Source organism: Pseudoalteromonas sp. Ps84H-4 (assembly GCF_024124645.1).
Classification (GTDB): domain Bacteria; phylum Pseudomonadota; class Gammaproteobacteria; order Enterobacterales; family Alteromonadaceae; genus Pseudoalteromonas; species Pseudoalteromonas lipolytica_C.
Window position 1 is genome coordinate 32,980 of sequence record NZ_JAMXSK010000007.1, and the last position, 15,966, is coordinate 48,945.

The 15,966-nt window shown below is 41.3% G+C and carries 13 protein-coding genes; 6 read left to right on the top strand and 7 right to left on the bottom strand.

Translation table 11 applies throughout. The annotated features are described in order from the left end of the window. Positions 1-3 precede the first annotated feature (3 nt). The 6 genes from yegD to NH454_RS08450 form a co-directional block, all read right to left on the bottom strand. The gene (gene yegD, locus NH454_RS08425; RefSeq protein ID WP_253038704.1) at positions 4-1,371 is read right to left on the bottom strand and encodes a molecular chaperone; all 1,368 of its coding nucleotides are present in this window, start codon (positions 1,369-1,371) and stop codon (positions 4-6) included. 67 nt (positions 1,372-1,438) lie between these two features. Further along, positions 1,439-2,272, bottom strand: coding sequence for a DNA ligase (locus tag NH454_RS08430; RefSeq protein ID WP_135926299.1), 834 nt, complete (start codon positions 2,270-2,272; stop codon positions 1,439-1,441). Between the two features lie 83 nt (positions 2,273-2,355). Beyond that, the gene (locus NH454_RS08435; protein ID WP_253038705.1) at positions 2,356-3,012 is read right to left on the bottom strand and encodes an HAD family phosphatase; all 657 of its coding nucleotides are present in this window, start codon (positions 3,010-3,012) and stop codon (positions 2,356-2,358) included. Positions 3,013-3,077: 65 nt separating this feature from the next. After that, a complete protein-coding gene (locus NH454_RS08440; protein ID WP_135925690.1) occupies positions 3,078-3,377 on the bottom strand; it encodes a hypothetical protein in 300 nt (99 codons plus the stop codon). Between the two features lie 108 nt (positions 3,378-3,485). Then, positions 3,486-5,747 (bottom strand): TonB-dependent receptor, encoded by a 2,262-nt coding sequence (locus tag NH454_RS08445; protein WP_135925691.1) that lies wholly within the window; start codon positions 5,745-5,747, stop codon positions 3,486-3,488. 368 nt (positions 5,748-6,115) lie between these two features. Further along, positions 6,116-7,801 (bottom strand): mechanosensitive ion channel domain-containing protein, encoded by a 1,686-nt coding sequence (locus tag NH454_RS08450; protein WP_253038706.1) that lies wholly within the window; start codon positions 7,799-7,801, stop codon positions 6,116-6,118. A gap of 157 nt (positions 7,802-7,958) precedes the next feature. Between NH454_RS08450 and NH454_RS08455 the strand changes: the two genes are divergently transcribed. After that, complete coding sequence (locus NH454_RS08455; RefSeq protein ID WP_135925692.1) at positions 7,959-8,507, top strand: DUF308 domain-containing protein; 549 nt, start codon at positions 7,959-7,961, stop codon at positions 8,505-8,507. Positions 8,508-8,530: 23 nt separating this feature from the next. Here the strand turns inward: NH454_RS08455 and NH454_RS08460 are convergent, their stop codons facing one another. Then, positions 8,531-9,403, bottom strand: a complete 873-nt coding sequence (locus NH454_RS08460; protein WP_135925693.1) for a mechanosensitive ion channel domain-containing protein — start codon at positions 9,401-9,403, stop codon at positions 8,531-8,533. 199 nt (positions 9,404-9,602) lie between these two features. Between NH454_RS08460 and NH454_RS08465 the strand changes: the two genes are divergently transcribed. The 5 genes from NH454_RS08465 to NH454_RS08485 all read left to right on the top strand — a co-directional run bounded on the left by NH454_RS08465 (position 9,603) and on the right by NH454_RS08485 (position 15,957). After that, on the top strand, positions 9,603-9,812 hold the full coding sequence (locus NH454_RS08465) for a hypothetical protein (protein WP_135925694.1): 210 nt from the start codon (positions 9,603-9,605) through the stop codon (positions 9,810-9,812). Positions 9,813-10,027: 215 nt separating this feature from the next. After that, entirely contained in the window at positions 10,028-12,166 is a 2,139-nt protein-coding gene (locus NH454_RS08470) for a M3 family metallopeptidase (protein ID WP_253038707.1), read from the top strand. Positions 12,167-12,313: 147 nt separating this feature from the next. Further along, positions 12,314-13,741, top strand: a complete 1,428-nt coding sequence (locus NH454_RS08475) for an amidohydrolase family protein (protein WP_253038708.1) — start codon at positions 12,314-12,316, stop codon at positions 13,739-13,741. A gap of 98 nt (positions 13,742-13,839) precedes the next feature. Beyond that, positions 13,840-14,697, top strand: coding sequence for a carboxylate/amino acid/amine transporter (locus NH454_RS08480; protein ID WP_253038710.1), 858 nt, complete (start codon positions 13,840-13,842; stop codon positions 14,695-14,697). 30 nt (positions 14,698-14,727) lie between these two features. Continuing rightward, positions 14,728-15,957 (top strand): glycerophosphodiester phosphodiesterase family protein, encoded by a 1,230-nt coding sequence (locus NH454_RS08485; RefSeq protein WP_253038712.1) that lies wholly within the window; start codon positions 14,728-14,730, stop codon positions 15,955-15,957. The last annotated feature ends 9 nt before the right edge of the window (positions 15,958-15,966 follow it).

Here is a 15,966-nt window from a genome sequence, read left to right on the forward strand (position 1 = left end):
CTATTAGCTATAAAGCTTTTGCGCCCACTTAGTTAAACCTGCAGTAACACTACCAAAGTGATCCCCGTTCAGCATAGTAATATCACCTAAATGGGATTTTAACGCGGCCTTGATCAGAGGTGATTGCGCACTACCACCCGTTAAGTAAATGACATCTGGCGTTGTGCCTGCCTCTTTAATCGCTTGTTTAGCTAAGCTCACTATTTGGCTTATCGAGTCATCAACAGCTAAGGCTAAATCATTTAAGGTCAAACACTGAGTTAATTCAGAATCTAAGAAATGCAAGTCTGTGGTAAATTCATTCGCTGACGACAATGCAATTTTTGCCGCTTCGCCTTGCTGTACTAATTGGTGACCTTGCTTATTTTGCTGCAATTGAATTAAGCGTTTAAATAGCGCTGGCTCTTTAACTTCACGCAGCTGAGTCAATAACTCACGATGATGAGCATCACTATAAAACTGGCTTTGTAGGTTCACATCATTGATTTTACACGCTTGCCAAAACGGTTGATTAGGTAATGGCAGCCCAGATTTAAAATCTGTGCCTAAACCAAGCAATGGCATTAAACCATGAAAACTCAGCGCAATATCTAAATCATTCCCTCCCACACGCTTACCACTGTGAGCTAAAAAGTCATTGTCACGACACTGTTTTTGACGGAAGCTTGGTCCCATTTGTACGAATGAACAGTCGCTGGTCCCCCCGCCAATATCAACAACCAATACTTTTTGGTCTTGCTGCAATGAGGTTTCATAATCAATCCCTGCCGCTAATGGCTCATATAAAAATGAAACCTCTTTAAAGCCAGCACGCTTTGCCGCTCGCTCTAATATACCCAGCGCTTGTTGATTAGACTCTTCACCACCAACTGATTGAAAGTTTACCGGTCGTCCAATTACCGTTTCTGTTAATGACTCTTGCAGTGATTGCTCAGCGCGTTGTTTTATTTTTAAAATCATCGCCGTAGCAATGTCTTCAAAGAAATTAATTTGCCCTTGCTTTAAGCCCACAGCGCCAAAGAACGACTTTGGCGATTTTACAAAATAACCTTCCTCAGGAAATTGCACATACTCGCTAATGGCTTCACGACCAATGAATAAGGTGTCATCTCCAGCTTGAATATCTAAATCTGATTTAATGCGGGGAATGGTATTTAGAAGCGCTTGACGCTCAGTTTTAAAATCGTGCTCAAATGAGCTGCCAGCAAGGTGTTTTGCGACAAAATCAACAACCAACGCACTGTGATGGGTATAAAGGGTTGATGGTAAATACTGTTTGCCTTGCTCAAGCGGTACTAAAGACACTTGTTGCTCGTTATCTAAAACACCGATTGCACAATTTGAACTACCATAATCAAAGCCTGCAAACATACTACCACCTATACATCATTAAAAAGGCCGCGAAATTTAACACAGTCGCGGCCATTTTTGAATGACGCTATGGCCTTTCGTGTAAAAAGCTGGCAAAGCGTGGCAAGCCATTTTTTGTAAAACCATGATATTTATAAGTAATCGTACTGCCAATCGCTGGAGGAGACTTTCTTTGCAGATCAGAAAATCCAGAGCCAATTTTAAATTCAATCCCTTCATTGTTGCGTACTTTTAGCGCCCCAAGCATATTTTTATATTTACCTTTTCCTGCTATGTGTTCAATAACAACAGCCTCAGCATCCAGGTAAGGCTTCAATTTTAACAGTACATTGCTGCGCCCCGCTGTGTGTTCCGCTTTTGCTAAGTGCAGCATAACGCCTTCGGCACCTTGTGCAATCAACTCATCCATAAACATACTAAGCTGTTGATTATTATCAAAGTGCTTCTGTTCAACTGCTTTTATATGGGGGCTATTTAGCTGTCTAACTAGCCGTGAATAGTTTTCATAGCGTTTACTAAATGGTAACTCGGCATTTGGCATATCGAAAATTAGATAGCTAACGGTCTGCCATTCGCTATCAACAGGTTGCTGCGATCGCACAATACCACTGACCTTGGCAAAATCTTGATGCTTGGTCCAAAGTTCACCATCCAACCATATATCAGGCAGTGGCGCAGTAAACCAGGTTGGAGCATTAATAGGGTTACCATTACGGGTAATTAATTGCTTACCTGTCCATATGGCACGTACACCATCATATTTTTCACTAACTAAATAGTCAGATACATTAACCTTTTCGGCTTCATAGACGTTTGCCAAAAGTACTGAGGGAGCTTGTTGAGCTTTTACTGAGAAAGCCAAAAGTAACGAAATTGCGCATACCAATGCACGAGTGAACATAACCATCATTGCTTCCTTGCAAATTTGTAAGTATTAACTGGTTATTACTGCTTAAAAATAACTGTTTAGCAATAGCCGTTTAATTATAGTTTAGTTTCTAGCCATTTATAAAATTCATGCAAATCACTAAACACCCCAGCCGCTTTGCTAAAATCATGCTCTTGGGTAAAGTGATTAGGCACTGCATACACAGCAACACCAGCGTTGCTAGCGGCTGTAACACCGGTAAACGTATCCTCGACTGCGACGGCTTCATTGGCTTTGATTTCTAACGTATCAAGAGCGAGTTGATATGGATCGCCAGCAGGTTTGGGATTGTTAACATCATCTTTGGTAACCACACAATCAAACCAATCAAAAATGCCGTAGCCTTTTAAAATAGGATAAGCTTCATCTTTGGCACTGCCTGTTACTAATGCCATTTTTACACCACTGGCTTTTACTTGCTCAAGCACAGCTTTTGCGTGCGGCATGAAAGTTGGTAAGTTTGTACTGACAAAACGGCCAAATGCAGCATATTTATCATCTGTTAGCTGCTCTGGACTGATGTTAAGTTGATAGTTGGTAACAACCTCTTTAGCTGCTTCAAGGGTTGGCCTACCAGAAAAGCGCTGACAAAACGTAGTCTCATCATATTGCACACCAAAAGGCGCTAATAAGTCGTTCCAAATATTAAAATGCACACTTTCTGAATCTACCAAAGTGCCATCCATATCAAACAAAACCGCTTTTAAAGTCATCCTCATTCCTTTTACGATCTAAAAACTAAAAGGTGCCTATGGCACCTTTAAATAATTCAATATAATTACTCGGTTAAGCCTGCCGGAGGTTCAGCAAACGCTTCTTCACCTGTTTCTACATCGACCAGCTCATAGCCTCGTTGCTTTCTAACTACTTTTAAAATCGGTTTAGAAAAAGCCGTTTTTAAACGCTCAGCATCTGCTTCTAGTTCTTCAACAGTGTGACCAAACGGAGCAGCTCCTGTTTCAGACCAATTGGTTACTTTACCATTGAGGTTATATTCAACTTCATGAATTTGATATTGTGCCGCTTCATCCTTTGTTGCTTCACAAAAAATAACGCGGTAGTTCCAAAATCCAGCCATAGAAATTCTCTTCTCTTAAATTAATCCTGCCACTTTAGCAGTTACAAATGCGATTATAAACGAAAAAACCCGCTATACAGCGGGTTTTAATAGGCTTTTAATTTCAGCTTAGAAGAAGCTTACTTTGAACTCAGCACCGATGTAACGCTCTTCGTTCACCATTGCTGTGTTGTTATTAAAGTCGATAGCGCCGATTGATTGCTGCTCGTCGAACATGTTACGAACGAATGCTGATACTTCATATTCGTTGTCGCCTTCAGCCCAAGCATAACCTGCACGTAAACCAACTTCAGTTAATGGCTTGCCTTCAAACTCAACTGACTCATATAAGAAGTAGTTGATTTCGCTACGGTAAGACACGTCAGCGTAAGTGAAGAATTCACCGTCAGCAACTTCGCGGCTATAACGTAAAGTTAAGTTTGAGATCCACTCAGGTGCGTGCGGTAAGCTGTTACCATCAAGGACAGCTTGACCTGCGCTGTTTAATGAGTTTGTAACAGTACACTGTGCACATACGTCAACGGCTAAGTCTTTATCTTTAAGCTCAGTGTTGTTGTAGCTTAAGTTAAATGTAGCGTTTAGGTTGTCTGTTAATACCCACTCAGTGTCTAACTCGAAACCGTAACCAGTTGTCTTATCAGCATTAACTAAGCGGTTGAAGTTTGCACCACCACCTACAGCTGTTAATTGTTGGTCATCCATTGTGTAGTAGAACACAGTTGCATTTACACGACCTTGGCCGTCAAGTACGTCAGATTTGATACCTGTTTCGAAAGACGTCACAGTTTCAGACTCAGCAACAGTTACTTCGTCACCGAATAAGATACGACCTTGAATACTTGGAGCACGGAAGCTGTTAGCAACACGCGCGTACCAGTTTACGTCATCGTTGATCTTGTAGTTAGCAGATAAATCCCAGCTAACGTGGTCGTCACTTGGGTTTTCTGTAAGGTATAACGCACTACCACCAATTGGGCTTAAAGTACGGTCTGCTGAGAACTCTTTTTCGTCATCTGAGTAACGAAGACCCGCAGTGATTTTTAAGTCGTCAGTGATTGTGTAATCTAATGAACCGAATACCGCCCATGCTTTAGTATCTTGTTGCTGGATAACATAGCCGTTTAACTCACCTGGCGTTGAACCGTATGTATCGTAGCTGAAGTTTTCGATTGTTAACGCTTCGTCAAAGTAGAATACACCTACTTGGAAGTTAACGTCGCCAGCATAGTTGCTAGATAAACGAAGTTCTTGCGTGTACTGGTCTTGGTCAGGAATACCGTCAGCACTTTCAGAGTAGAATGGGATAAAACCAGGGCCCATATCTGGTAAGTAGCTTGCACCGTAACCACCGTCGATGTCAGCGCGAGAATAGATTTCAGCACTTTCCCATGCAGAGATTGACGTAAGAGTTAAATCGTTGATATCCCACTCAAGCTTTAAGCTTGCGCCTTGAGATTCAACTTGCTGTGTCGCACGAGAAGCAGCATCGTGGTAAACCACATCGTGCTCGTAGTTATCAGCTAAATCGTTTGTGCCTGCTTTGATAGCGTTACCACGGAATGCGATTGGTGTACCATCCATATCACGTACATGGTAGTTGAAAAGACCCGTGAAATCGTCGCCTTCATATAAGAATTGAACACGTGCCGCTTTCTCAGTGTAACCACCTAATACGTCATTTTGCTCAAAACCTGGTGCACGGTTATCGATATAATCGTCTTTTTCTTGCCAAAGAACAGAAACACGTGTTGATAAACGGTCTGTTAAGCCACCACCAACAGCACCTTCAAAATCAACTGCGCCACGGCTACCGTAAGAAACTGAGCCATAGCCATCAAATTCTTGTGATGGTTTTACTGTATCAAATTTAACAAGGCCTGCCGGTGTATTACGACCGAATAAAGTACCTTGTGGACCACGTAGAACTTCTACGCGTGCTACGTCAAATACAGGGAAACCTTTTAAAATTGCGTTCTCTTGAACAACTTCGTCTACAACTAGCGAAACTGGTTGAGAGGCATTTAGGTCAAAGTCAGTGTTACCTAGACCACGAACATAAAAGCGTGGGAAAGAACGACCAAACGAAGATTCGATTGATAGGCTTGGGATTTTCGCGTTCATAAAACGAATATCCATACCAGCTGAGCTATAAGCGTCTAAACTGTCACCTTGTAGTGCAGATACTGCTACAGGTACTTCCTGTGCATTCTCTACACGTTTACGTGCAGTGATTTGAATAACTTCTAATTGGTTGTTTTTTGCTGCTGGTGCTTCGTCTGCAGCAAGAGTTGAAAATGAAGTACCTGCTACGGCAGAGAACAACGTTGCATTGATAAGTGTTGCTAACGTAGATCTTTTCATTGCTTTCATGTCGGGTTTTAACCTTTTTTATGCACTCTTATTCAACGGTGATGATGTTGCGTCAATTCATTTGACGGGCTCGGCCAATTTTTCGCGCCTTGTAATAAGCTGCGCGGACCTCTTAATCGAGAGTGCAAAACGAGGTAAAGAGGCTGAACGAACGCTGACGATTATAACACTTTATGACACTTTTACTGCATTAAAAATTATAAATATACAAATTTTTTACAACAATTAGCGGCAACATCGCCGCATTTAGAAGATTTTATGCAATTATTTTTCAACAAAGCGGACATATGTCCTGTGCAAATAATCACGACAATGTGTAGGCGTTGTGTACAGATGAGAGCCACTTTCATTTAACCCTTTTTTAGTAACTATTCACCAACGCGCGCGAATTCTGGATTAGCCAATTCACAATTATGCTCATTTAATAATCCTAGAATAGCAAGGTTTAACTCTTCAATTACTTCCATATAAAATGCAAAGTCAACCGTTTCTACGTAGCTTAGTACATCAATTTGTAAAGCCCAAGGTGTAAACCCTTTAAAACGCACTCTACAAGGTTCAAATGCAATATGCTGGTGCTGCTCTAAAAGCTCACGAAGGGCTGTCATAAAAGCTTGTAAGTTTTGCTGTTGGGTATTAGCGCTAAGCATCAGTTTAGGTCGATAAGAAATACGCTCACGCTCAGAAATATTCTCAAGCTGCATATCAATAAATTTAGCATTAGCAACATATATAACAGAGCGATCAAGGGTGCGGATACGCGTAGCCCTAAGCCCTATTTCTTCAATCGTACCAAGATGATTACCAAATTTGCACAAACTACCAATTTTAACCGGAGCCGAAATGTAAATTGTAATAGCCGCTATAATGTTCTCGACTGTTTTTTGCGCAGCCAAAGCAATGGCAAGGCCGCCAATGCCTAAACCTGCTAATAAGGTTGTTGCATTGAAGCCTAGATTTTCAAACCACACAAATAGCAACGAAATAACGATCGTCGTTTTTACAACATTGCTAACAGGTCTCAATAAAAATACAGCTTGTGGTTTATCTTGATTTATAAAGCGTTGGCTTAACCTATGCTTTGCTAAATCAACAGCGCGCAAACACACCCACCCCCAGGCAATAAGTAACACAGTCGCACCATGAAATAGAGCCATCACCGCAATAGTGACATTAGACTGATCACTTAATGAACGTGACAGTAATACTGCAAGTAATAAACAAATAGGACCATTTACAAAGCTCAAGACGTCGTCTTCAACCGCTACCTTTTTATGTCCAAGCACAAAAGTAATTAGCCGAGTAATGACAATCGCTGCAACTAAAAACAACACAAATGAAAAAGCAAAATAGATCCATTGCCATAACATTACGCCTAAAAATTCTAAATCAGGCAAATGCTTATATAACCATTCCCCAATCAAGTTATAGCCAAACTCCTTGGTTAAAAGAGGTATTTGACTAACGGTAGCGTTAGAGATTTTCCAGATCCGGTTACCTGTTTTTTCATCGGGCACAAGCTGTAATAAAACCTGCACTTTTCCTTCAGATGTTTTAATTTCTCCCACTAAGTCGCGATAGCTTGGCACATCTTCTTTTTGCTTCCCTTTGGGTTTATTACTTAAGCTATCTACATCTACCCACAACGTGCGATCAAGCACGACTGAAAGGTTCTCTGCAAGTTGTAATTGACCTACAGCTAGCACCTCTTGCGGCAGGTTTCTGTAATCAAGGTAATTTTTCGCACGTTCAAAGTCACGGTTTCGAGCAGCTTTTAAGTAACCTTGCATGGCACTTCGTGGGGTGAGTCGATCAAAGGCATCAAATGGCTGATCATCATATTGTTCAACGCTGGGGTCAGCGACAGTGGTTGTTGCTTCTTCAACTTGAAGGGGGGACTTTTTTTCTTCTTGCTGTTCTTTGCTATCTTTATCGATGAGCGATTTCACGGTTACTTCAGGTGTTGTAGCGAATACTGGGTTAAAAAACAATGCCAATAACCACACCGATAAACTAGCTAAATATAGCGGAAACTTGTTAGCGCAACTCTTCACACATCATTCCTTGTTCGAAAAACATTAAATACGATTACAAATTTTATCCTATAAATTAGAGCATGGTTTGGATAACTGTACAAAAAATAATTAAATACCTATGCAAGCAGTCAGCTAAATGTTAGTTATAAAGGAACATTAGCAAAGGAAAAATATAATGCAGATCTCAAGTTCACTGATCCCTCATTGGTCATCTTTACTTATTCATGGGGCTATCGCCATTATCTTTGGTTTATGTGGTTGGTTTGCACCTCAAGCCTCTTTAGCCGTATTAATGTTTATATTTGCCGCTTACTTCTTTGTAGATGGTTCCATTCGAACCTGGCTTGCAATTGCATCTAAAAAAGACAACCCGCTTTGGTGGATGCTATTAATAGGTGGCTTGATATCAATTGCCGCAGCACTCGTTACTCTGTTTGCACCGAATGTGACTGCTATTTTAATGTTGTACTTTATTGCTGCGTGGGCAATTGCTATAGGGGTAATTGAAATTGCAATAGCCAGCAAACTTCGTAAAGAGATAACTAACGAATGGCTACTAATTGGCAGCGGTATTATTTCAATTATCTTTGGTGGTTACCTGATGTTTAACCCGGGTGCGGGCATAATTACCCTACTTTGGCTAGTTGCAAGCTATGCCATCGTGTTTGGTATTATGATGGTGTTGCTAGCCTTCAAGCTTAAAAAACTTAATGAACAAGCATAAAAAAAGCGGCTAAGCCGCTTTTTTTATTTTTGACTATTACGCCTTGTTAGGGCAATTTCACCATCGATATGAATATCGCGCTGTGGGAACGCAATGGTAATGTTGTTTTCAGCAAATACTTTATAAATGCTAAAACGCAGTTCACTACGCACTTGGCGAAGCGGTGCTTCTGATTCGGCACACACCCAAAAAATAGCGCTAAAAGTTAAAGAGCTATCTGCAAAGTCATCAAATAACACAGATGATGCCGGTGTTTTTAAAATGGCAGGATGCTCATCAAGAATTTGCTTCATCAGCTTTTCAACTAACACCACGTCTGAACCATAAGCAACACCAACATTCACAAATGAACGAGCATTACGGTCAATCAAGGTCCAGTTTGTTACAGTATTCTCTAGCAAGTGACTATTTGGTACTAGCATGTGCACACCATCGTTACGGCGAATACGAGTTGAACGAGTATTAATAGTTTCAACCACTCCTTTTGCTGTACCCACTTCTAAAAAATCACCAATACGAATTGGTCGCTCCCACATTAATATCCAACCACTAATAAAGTTATTGATAATGTTTTGCGCACCAAAACCAACACCGATTGCAATGGCACCAGAGACAAATGCAAACGCCGTTAGCGGAATATTGAGTACCTCAAGTGAAGTAAACACCAGCACCGCGATAGTTACAACAAGGTAAATACGGGTGAATAAATGAACTGTGTCTGGCCCTAGGTTTTTTGCCAACAATGCTTTTTTAATTAATCGACCTATCCATGTGACCACAAACCACATTAAAAACAGCACCAGAGGCACTTGAATTACTTTAAGTACGGTAATTTGCACGTCGTTATAGGTGAACAACACAAACGATAATGCAGATTGCAGATCAGCAAAGGTCATAAATTAACATTCCTGGTAAAAAGAGAGTTTGATTCAGTTTTGACTAAGTTTAGCACGGCATAATAGGGTAAAACTTGGTAAATACTAAGTTCTTTATGCGCAAAATGCGCTAATTATTAACTCTTTTAGCCCATAGCTGCTATATACATAGGTAAAGCTTGTAGGTTTAGCAGGCTTTGAATAGCACGAGGAGAACACAATGTCACAAATGACACTCACACAAAAACTTGCCACTTTACAACCACTGGTTGATTTAAACTTATTTGAATCAAGTCTAGAATATCGCAACCGCATCTTGAACTTACTTGCTGAACAAGAACAGACACTTGCACTAATCAATAAAGAATTTGGTAATGCAATGCCTGAAAACTTTGGTTCAGAGAAAAAGTTTGTGTTGGGCTACAACTGATCAATGCCAGTTAACTCTAACAAAAATCTAATTTGGCAATCAGCGCCATTTTCAATTTAAGCTAGCCATCACCTTTATTTGATGGCTTTTTAAACACTTTATCCCTGAATCACTCTTTTTTGCGGCATACTTACCTATTAAAGCGACAAACTTGCTTCTTTCTACTTATAAATTTGATAAGTTAGAGAAGATTTATCCACATTTTTGGAGCTCTCATGCGTAAAACCTTAGTAGCAACCACCATTGCTAGTGTTCTTTTATTATCTGCTTGTAGTTCACAACAAGCTGACACTCAAACTCAAGTTGAAACAGCCGCTGAAACACAAACAGCCAATGTTGAAAACATTCTTTTTAAGCCAAGCCCTTTACAGTACATGGCACCAGAGTTTGATAAGCTTTCGACTAAAGACTATGAGCCAGCGTTTGAAGCAGGGATCGCACAACAAAAAGCTGAAATTGCAAAGATTGCAAATAACCCAGAGCCAGCAACATTCGAAAATACCCTTGTTGCAATGGAATACTCGGGTGAATTATTAGACCGCGCTTCTGCGGCATTTTTTAATTTATCGGGTTTAATCTCTGACAGTGAGTACCAACGTATCGCCGCGAAAATGGCGCCGATTATGTCAGCTCACACTGATGACATTTACTTAAACAAAGCTTTATTTTCTCGCGTACAAAGCATTTACGACAATAAATCGTCACTAAATGCTGAAGATCAACGCCTTGTTGATTACTACTACAAAAAATTCGTTAACGCGGGTGCAAAACTAACTGAAGCTGAAAAAGCAAAAATGCGTGAAATAAACGCAGAGCTTGCCAAGCTTTCAACGATGTTTTCACAAAACATCTTAAAATCATTTAAAGAAGATGTGATTTTAGTTAAAGATAAAAGCGAGTTAGCAGGTTTATCTGAAGGCGAAATTGCAAGCCTTGCGGCAGCAGCCAAAAAAGCAGGTAAAGAAGGCTACATAATCACACTAGTGAACACGACTCGCCAACCTATCTTACAAAGCCTTGAAAACCGCAAGCTACGTGAAAAAATTTGGACTACATCTGCAACGCGTGCCCAAGCGACAAATGGCCCTATTATCATTAAAGAAACCAAGTTACGTGCAGAAAAAGCTGCATTGCTTGGCTATAAAGATTGGGCTTCATATGTGATGACTAACCGTATGGCACAAACAACTGAAAACGTTTACGGCATTCTTGATGATTTAGCGCCAAAAGCGGTTGCTAAAGCAGAAGCAGAAGCAGAACAAATCCAGCAAGTAATCAAAAAATCAGGTGAAACGTTTGCACTACAGCCATGGGACTGGGCGTTTTATGCTGAAAAAGTTCGTCAACAGAAGTACGACTTAGACCCAGCTTTAGTTAAGCCTTACTTTGAAATGCAGTCAGTGATCCATGACGGCCTATTCTTTGCGATGAATAAACTTTATGGTATTACGTTCAAAGAGCGTAAAGATCTGCCTGTTTATCACGAAGACGTGATGGTGTTTGAAGTATTCAATGAAGACGGTAGCGCTATCGGCCTGTTCTATATGGACCCTTATGCACGTGAAGGTAAACGAGGTGGTGCATGGATGAGCGCCTATGTTAGCCAAAGCGGTTTAAAAGGCACCAAGCCTGTGATCTACAACGCACAGAACATTCCTAAGCCAGCTGAAGGTCAACCAACACTCATGACTTTCTCTGAAGTAACAACGATGTTCCACGAATTTGGTCATGCTGTACACGGTTTATTCTCTGATGTTAAATACCCAAGCTTAGCGGGTACAGCGACTGCACGTGACTTTGTTGAATTCCCTTCACAAGCAAACGAAGACTGGAATATTGAACCGACAGTACTTGCAAACTACGCCAAGCACTACAAAACAGGTGAGCCAATTCCAAAAGAGTTACTTGCAAAAGTACTTGAGTCACAAAAGTTCAACCAAGGCTTCGATACTACTGAGTATTTAGCGGCGGCACTGCTTGATATGGAATGGCACTCATTTGGTGTTGATGCTGACATTACAGACGTACAAAAGTTTGAACATGATGCATTAGACAAGCACGGTATCGCGTACTACCCAGTACCACCACGTTATAAGTCTTGCTACTTTAGCCACACTTTTGCTGGGGGTTACTCAGCTGGTTACTACGCTTATCTTTGGACTGAAGTATTCGCAGCAGATGCGTTTGCACACATGACTGAACAAGGTGGTTTAACACGTGAAAACGGTGACAATTTCCGTAAAGAGATTTTATCTAAAGGTAACAGCCGCGACTTAATGCAAAGCTATATTGAGTTCCGTGGTCAAAAACCAACTACAGACGCACTATTAAAGCGTCGTGGTTTAGTTGAATAATCACACCGTTATTTAAAGTATGAGGGGCAACCCTCATACTTTTTAGTTATTGGATTAATTTTCACCCCACTTTTATTCCTATTCACCTCAAAGCAATTGTCAGTTAACTCGTTTTTGCTAATCTCAAAGAAAAACACGAGTTCACACATGAGAAACGCTTTACTTTTAGGACTTTGCTCAGCTTTAGCTGCATGTTCATCAACCCCAGATGAGCGCGCCGATATCGTGATAGAAAACGCCCAAATTATTGATATGCAAACTGGGGCTATCACAGCAAAGCAATCACTTGCCATTCGCGATGGGATCATCATCAAACGTAGTGATAAACCTTTAAGTAGCCAATATCAAAGCTCAACATTGGTTGATGCAAAAGGTCAGTATGTCATGCCTGGTTTATGGGATATGCATGTCCATTTTGGCGGTGGTGATGAGCTTATTGAAGAGAATAAACAGCTACTGCCACTGTATTTAGCCTATGGCGTAACAACCGTTCGTGATGCTGCGGCTGATTTGAGTGAATCTGTACTTAGCTGGCGTGAACAAGTAAAACAAGGTCAGTTAGTGGGCCCAACTATTTTTACCTCTGGCCCGAAATTAGAAGGTAAAGGGTCTATTTGGCCCGGTGATTTAGAAGTAGAAACAACCGCAGAAATGCATGCTGCAATGGATCTGTTAGACAGCATGGACGTCGATTTTATCAAAATTACCGACAGCGCTTTAACGCCTGAGCTTTACCTAAAGGCAGTAAAAGAGGTTAAAAAGCGGGGTTACCAAATTTCAGGTCATATTCCATTTTCGTTGTCTGTAACTGATGTTTCTAAGGCGGGTCTTGATGCGATTGAGCATATGACCTATATGCTTAAAGCTGCAGCTAAAAACGAAGCAGATATTTCCGCAAAGGTTGCCTCAAAAGAGCTAAGTTATCGCACTGCGCTGCCCATTATCACCGCGCAGTTTGATGAACCAACAGCCATTGAGAAATTTACAGTTCTTGCCAACAATGACACTGCAGTGGTGCCGACCTTGATTGGTGGCAAAATAACGGCTTACATTGATGAAGATAATCATCAAGACGATGCTTTTTTAGATTATTTGGGTAAAGGTTTAAAAGCAACTTACCAGTGGCGAGTCGATAGAGCTAACAAAGACACGCCCGCACAAATCAAACAGCGCAAAGAGCGTTTTGTTAAAACCGCACAGTTACTCCCTATCGCCCAACAAGCAGGTGTGAGTATTATTGCAGGCACAGATGCAGGCTTTTTAAATTCGTATATTTATCCGGGGCTTTCTTTGCACCAAGAACTGAGTATTTTTACTGAATATGGCCTAACACCACTGCAAACACTGCAAGCTGCAACTCTTGCGGGGCCTGAGTTTTTAAATAAACAACAGCAATACGGTGCACTTAGTGAAGGCAAAGTAGCCGATCTCATTTTGCTTTCAGAAAACCCACTTATTGATATTCGTAACACACAAACACTAAGCGGTGTTGTCTCGCACAGCACGTTTTACGATAGCAACGCACTCGAGCTATTAAAGCAACAAGCCAAAGCCTTTGTTGCCAGCCAACCCTAACCCCCCATTGCCCATGACCACGTATTATCCGTCATGGGCAATTTTAATTTTCAGCCATCTCATATACACTGCCCTTTTTTGCACATAACTCGAATAACATGACCTACTTATTTGCTGTAACCCTGCTTTGGGCCTTTTCGTTTAGTCTTATTGGTGTCTATTTAGCAGGCCAAGTGGATGCATGGTTTAGTGTGTTAATGCGCATTGGCTTAGCAACTTGCGTGTTTTTACCTTTTTTACACTGGCGTAAAACTCCTAAAGCCTTAGCACTAAAGCTCATGGCAATAGGCGCAGTACAACTTGGTGTGATGTACAGCTTTTATTACCATTCGTTTTTGTACCTTAGTGTGCCCGAGGTACTGCTATTTACGGTTATGACGCCACTTTACATCACCCTGTTAAACGATTTGCTTGAAAAACGCTTTAATGCCAAGTTTTTATTCGCCGCATTACTGGCTATTTTAGGCGCCGTTGCTATTCGCTATGAAGGCGTCGATGAAAACTATCTCATTGGTATGCTAATGGTGCAGGCTGCTAATATTTGCTTTGCCACTGGGCAAGTAACTTACAAACGTTTAATGCAAGATCAGCAACTCCCCCACTCTCGGGTGTTTGCTTGGTTCTTTATTGGCGCTTTAATTGTCGCACTGATTTGTTACGGCTTATTTGGTGATACCAGTAAGCTGCCCACCACAACGACACAATGGGGCGTGTTAATTTACTTAGGCACGATCGCTTCAGGGCTTGGTTATTTCGCTTGGAATAAGGGCGCGACTATTGTCAATGTAGGTGCCTTGGCTGTAATGAATAACCTACTGATCCCAGCAGGGATCATCGTTAACATTGTTATTTGGAACCGTGATGCTGATATCATCAAGCTTGCCATTGGCGCAGCGATTATCTTGTTAGCACTTATTATAAATCAGAAACTTAATAAAACTGCCATGGAGCAATGATAAGCTAAACTCTATTAGAGGAATGCTGTTATGCGCGCACTGGTTTTATGTTGTTTAGTTTTCATTATTCAAGGTTGTAAGAGTCTGCCTGATGAGCAGGCAGTGCAAGTTGGCGCTAGGCCTTACTATTTAATCGACAAGATGACAGATGGACCCTTAAAGCAGCAACTTGCGGCATGCGGTAATGGCCCTTTTTACAAAACTAATTTTGTAATTGGTCATCGCGGTGCCCCCATGCAGTTTCCTGAGCACAGCAAAGAGTCATATTTAGCCGCTGCAAGAATGGGCGCTGGCGTACTTGAATGTGACGTCGCCTTTACAAAAGACAAACAACTCGTGTGTCGTCATTCACAGTGTGATTTACACACCACTACCAACATTTTAGCGATTCCTGAGCTCGCAGCAAAATGCAGCCAACCTTTTACCCCGGCCAAAGACGGCCAACCAGCTCAGGCTAAATGCTGCACCAGCGATATCACCCAAGCTGAGTTTTTAACCCTAAAAGCTAAAATGGATGGTGCCAATGCAAATGCCAAAACGGTCGCAGAGTATATGCAAGGCACACCAAGCTGGCGCACTGATTTATACGCAAACAGTGGCACCGTAATGACCCACCAGCAAAGCATTGACTTATTTAAATCACTAGGTGTAAAAATGACGCCCGAGCTAAAAAGCCCAGAAGTCAGCATGCCATTTAACGGTTTTAGCCAGCAAGATTATGCGCAAAAAATGCTTGATGAGTATCGAGCTTTAGGTGTGAATAGCCAAGATGTTTATCCGCAATCATTTAATCTTGAAGATGTGAAGTATTGGCTAAACAATCACCCTGAATTTGCAAACAACAGTATTTATCTTGATGGCAGAGATGAGCAAGCACACTTTGATGCGATGGATGAAACAACCTGGCAACCATCAATGCAGGCTCTGTATAACGATGGAGTACGCATTATCGCACCGCCAATGTGGATGCTTTTAAGCCTTGATGAGTCAGGTAAAATTGTGCCTTCGCTTTATGCTATTAAAGCTAAACAAGCCGGGCTGAACATCATTACTTGGAGTTTAGAGCGCTCTGGTCCATTAGATAATGGCGGGGGTTATTATTACCAGTCAATTGCCAGCGTGATTAAACAAGATGGGCAAATGATGAATGTGATAGACGTCCTTGCTAAGCAAGTGGGTGTAATGGCCATTTTCTCTGACTGGCCTGCTACTCTTACCTATTACGCAAGCTGTATGCAGTACCCTGCCTCAAAGAAATAACTGAGCATC

Coding starts and splice junctions, on each gene's coding strand:
- yegD (WP_253038704.1), bottom strand. CDS start 1,371: ATGTTTGCAGGCTTTGATTATGGTAGTTCAAATTGTGCAATCGGTGTT.
- NH454_RS08430 (WP_135926299.1), bottom strand. CDS start 2,272: ATGTTCACTCGTGCATTGGTATGCGCAATTTCGTTACTTTTGGCTTTC.
- NH454_RS08435 (WP_253038705.1), bottom strand. CDS start 3,012: ATGACTTTAAAAGCGGTTTTGTTTGATATGGATGGCACTTTGGTAGAT.
- NH454_RS08440 (WP_135925690.1), bottom strand. CDS start 3,377: ATGGCTGGATTTTGGAACTACCGCGTTATTTTTTGTGAAGCAACAAAG.
- NH454_RS08445 (WP_135925691.1), bottom strand. CDS start 5,747: ATGAAAGCAATGAAAAGATCTACGTTAGCAACACTTATCAATGCAACG.
- NH454_RS08455 (WP_135925692.1), top strand. CDS start 7,959: ATGCAGATCTCAAGTTCACTGATCCCTCATTGGTCATCTTTACTTATT.
- NH454_RS08460 (WP_135925693.1), bottom strand. CDS start 9,403: ATGACCTTTGCTGATCTGCAATCTGCATTATCGTTTGTGTTGTTCACC.
- NH454_RS08465 (WP_135925694.1), top strand. CDS start 9,603: ATGTCACAAATGACACTCACACAAAAACTTGCCACTTTACAACCACTG.
- NH454_RS08470 (WP_253038707.1), top strand. CDS start 10,028: ATGCGTAAAACCTTAGTAGCAACCACCATTGCTAGTGTTCTTTTATTA.
- NH454_RS08475 (WP_253038708.1), top strand. CDS start 12,314: ATGAGAAACGCTTTACTTTTAGGACTTTGCTCAGCTTTAGCTGCATGT.
- NH454_RS08480 (WP_253038710.1), top strand. CDS start 13,840: ATGACCTACTTATTTGCTGTAACCCTGCTTTGGGCCTTTTCGTTTAGT.
- NH454_RS08485 (WP_253038712.1), top strand. CDS start 14,728: ATGCGCGCACTGGTTTTATGTTGTTTAGTTTTCATTATTCAAGGTTGT.